4 protein-coding genes are annotated in these 3,447 nt (G+C 63.3%); all 4 read right to left on the bottom strand.

What is annotated here, in order from left to right:
- Nucleotides 1-734 (bottom strand): phosphoethanolamine transferase domain-containing protein (locus AB4Y84_RS16620; RefSeq protein WP_442250470.1); only part of this gene is annotated, 734 nt, incomplete at its 3' end.
- Between the two features lie 187 nt (nucleotides 735-921).
- Complete coding sequence (locus tag AB4Y84_RS16615) at nucleotides 922-1,314, bottom strand: diacylglycerol kinase (RefSeq protein WP_312106689.1); 393 nt, start codon at nucleotides 1,312-1,314, stop codon at nucleotides 922-924.
- A 60-nt stretch (nucleotides 1,315-1,374) separates the two neighbouring features.
- Nucleotides 1,375-2,631 (bottom strand): HAMP domain-containing sensor histidine kinase, encoded by a 1,257-nt coding sequence (locus AB4Y84_RS16610; protein WP_442243554.1) that lies wholly within the window; start codon nucleotides 2,629-2,631, stop codon nucleotides 1,375-1,377.
- A gap of 9 nt (nucleotides 2,632-2,640) precedes the next feature.
- Nucleotides 2,641-3,336, bottom strand: coding sequence for a response regulator transcription factor (locus tag AB4Y84_RS16605; protein WP_180167100.1), 696 nt, complete (start codon nucleotides 3,334-3,336; stop codon nucleotides 2,641-2,643).
- Between the last annotated feature and the right edge of the window lie 111 nt (nucleotides 3,337-3,447).

The following is a 3,447-nucleotide window of genomic DNA, read 5'->3' as shown; positions in this document are numbered from 1 at the left end:
GACACCGCCGTTGCGGTACCGCAGGAGGAGACGTCGCGGAAGCTGATGACGTTGTCTTTGCGTGACAGGTACGGGTTGGTCTGGCGCGGGTAGCCGTTGAGCTGGAAGTTCTGTGCTCGTGCCGTCTCGCCAGCCACCACGACCACCAGGCGGGGCCTTTTTCCGGGGATGCGGGTGGCATCCTCGCCGACAGCCCGCAATGGCTGCGCCTTGGCGCTGTAGCTGCTCCTGAGATAACCATAGGTGTGGCGGACCACATTCAGCGGCAGCACCTGTTCACGGATGTAGCGATTGTTGCGCAGCAGCGACGAGTACTCCTTGTAGAACGCAAACGTCACCGCCGCCAGCACCATCAACGTCGCCAGCACATTTCCCAGCCATACCAGCGCCGGCCGCAAGGGGCGACCGCCGTTTCCACTGCGCATGACCAGCAGCACGCACGAGGGCAGGGCGCCCAGCAACAGCACTGTCAGCAGCAGCGGCACCGAGAGATAGGACGTCATCTCGGCCTGGTTGGTCTCCAGCGCGTTCTGCACCATGTCGCGGTCGATCAGCACGCCGTAATGAAGCATGAAGTAGCTGCACGCGGCACTGATGAGAACCAGAAGCGCCAGTACCGGCTTGCGGACATAGGGAAGGATGCCGATCGGCGTGAACAACAGATTGAACAGGCAGAACAGCAGCACCGGCAGGCTGAAGAAGAACAGGGTGCTGCGCAGGTCATGGATGTCCATGACGGACCACAGTGTTTTCCAGAGGGCGATGTTTCCCAGCGTGGCGAAGAACAACGCGGTGCACCACACAAGCACGATCGGATGATGAGGGGAAAGTCTGAAGCATGGACGCACGTGCACAATCCGTTGTACGAGAAGTGCGCGCAGTATCTGGATGCGTTTATCAGGAAGTTGTCAGCTTTCGTGCTCAGCCCAGCAGAACTACGGCCCATACCGTAGCGACCATCAACAGCGCCGTGGTCTGCGCCGCACTGCCCATGTCCTTCGCATTCTTGGAAAGCGGGTGATGTTCCAGYGAGATGCGGTCGACCACCGCTTCGATGGCCGAGTTCAGCAGTTCCACCATCAGGCTGATGAAGCAGACCATCAGCATCACGGCGCGCTCGCTTCGGCCGACCTCCAGCAGGAAGGCGACGACCGCAAGCGCGCCATGCACCAACAGCAGCTGGCGGAAGGCCGCCTCTCCGCGGAAGGTAGCGATGAAGCCGTCGCGCGAATGGATCAGGGTATGGAAGATGCGGCGCAGGCCGGTCTTTCCGTGCGGGTACTTGCCGCTGCCTTGTCGATGCCCTGGCTGCATTTCGGTCCTGCCTTCACGTGGAGATCCGGCAAGGATGTGCAGGCCTGTGTCAGGAAGCTGTCAGGTGCCGGGCGTGGCTGGGAGCATCTGCAGGGTGAATCGACAGCCCTGCGCCGAAGTCTCGACCGTCATCTGCCACCCCATGTGCTCGACCGCACGCTGCACGATGGACAGGCCCAGGCCTTCGCCACTCTGCCGGGCGCTGGGCATGAAACGCTGGAACTGCTGCGCATCAATGCTGGGCGGCAACCCCGGGCCGGTATCGGCGATTCGCAGCGTGTCGCCCCGCAGCTCGACCCTTACTTCGCCCTCGTCGGTGTACTGGCAGGCATTGCGCAGCAGGTTCCAGATCACACTACGGGCCAGCTCTGCATTGGTCAGCACCTGCTGGTCCTGCGGCGCATCCAGAACCAAGCGCACCGGCTTTCCCGAAAGCCACGGCGCACATCGCTCCCTGCATTCCTCGATCAGCGCCCGCACGGGCACGACGCTGCGCGGAACCGTCCTGGGGTCACGCGAAAGCAGCAGCAGGCAGGTCAACTGCCGCTGCATTTCCTGGGTGGTGCGCATGATGCGATCGGCGCTGGCCACCAGGTGGCTGTCGGCGGGCAGCTGGTGCACCAGTGTCTCGGCCGCGCCACCGATGATCGCCAGGGGCGTGCGCAGCTCATGACTGGCATCGCCCGCAAAGCACTGTTCGCGTTGCAGGAACTGCTCAAGCTCGTCGCTGTGCTGGGCGAAAGCGCGCGCCAGCACACCTATCTCATCGCGTGCATCCTGGTAGGGGAAGGGCTTGTGCTTGTTCTGCACCGCCTCGGCCAGACGGGTGATGGGCGCGATGACATGGGTCGCGGTTCGGCGGCCGATCCAGAACGCGCAAAGCACGCAGGTGAGGATGACCAGCGTCGCAAAGGCATTGATCAGATGCTCCAGGTAGGCATAGTGCTCGCCATCCTGCAGCAGGTAGTAGCGCTGTCCGTTGCTTTCGAAGACCCGCAGATGCCATTCGTTCGGGCCTTCTTCACCGTGGTAGCCCGGCCCGTACCTGCGCAGCACCTGAGGAGCCGAGCGCGCGTCATACAGCTGGCTGCCTTTCGTCAGTTCCGGTTGCTCGCCACTGGCCAGTGCGGCCTGCAGCCGATGGACCTCGCGGTCCTGGGTCATCGAAACGACGGAGGCTCTTACCTCGTCGTAGTCCACCAGTTCAACCAGCACAATGAAGCCCATGGCACCGGCCATCAGCAGCACGAACGACACCGTGATGCGCGTTCTCAGTGTCAGGCTTCGATAAAGCGACTTCAGCGAGCGGGTAGTCATCGGCAGCAACTACTCGGCAGGTGCCAGTGCGGGCCTGTCCAGCCGCCAGCCAACGCTGTGCACCGTGGCAATGAGTGCAGGGTTGAACGGCCTGTCCACCTGCAGGCGCAGCTCATGGATGTGCGTGCGCAGTGCACCGCTCTCCGGCGGCTCGTCGCCCCAGATCAGGTATTCCATCTCCTGCTTGCGCACCACCGCGGGGGCAGCCCGCACCAGGCACATCAGCAGCTTGTGCGCTGTCGGGGTCAGATTGAGGGTGTGGCCCTGGCGCCACGCCTGCGGTGAACGGGTGTCGACGCGCAGATCGCCCCAGTCCAACACACTCTGGACCTGCCGGCCCTGGGCGCGGCGGACCAGCGCCTTGATGCGTGCGTCCAGCTCCTTCAGGGAGAAAGGCTTGACCAGGTAATCATCCGCACCCAACGCGAGCCCCTGCACGCGGTCCTCCACCGGATCCCGGGCGGTCAGCATCAGGATCGGCACCGGGTTCTGGAACTCCTGACGGAGCGCCTGGCACAGTGCCATGCCATCGAGGCGGGGCAGCATCAGGTCAAGCAGAATGGCGTCGTAATCGTTCTGCGTTGCCCTGCGCAGGCCGGTGGCACCATCCCGCGCATCGTCAAGCACGTAGCCCAGTGGCTCGAAGAAGGCGTAGAGATTTGCAACCAGCTCGGGGTTGTCTTCAATGATGAGCAGACGTGTCATGGGCTATGCGCATCCGTGCATGATCAATGGACGTTGAACGACCACCGCTAGTTTGCCACGTGCAAGGGCGCGCTGCGGGTCATTGCCGGACACGGCGGCAGGTGCCTGTGA

It is taken from the genome of Stenotrophomonas sp. 2YAF22, assembly GCF_052114665.1.
In the GTDB taxonomy this organism is placed as follows: Bacteria; Pseudomonadota; Gammaproteobacteria; order Xanthomonadales; family Xanthomonadaceae; genus Stenotrophomonas; species Stenotrophomonas indicatrix.
This window is presented reverse-complemented; position numbering and strand designations above follow the sequence as displayed.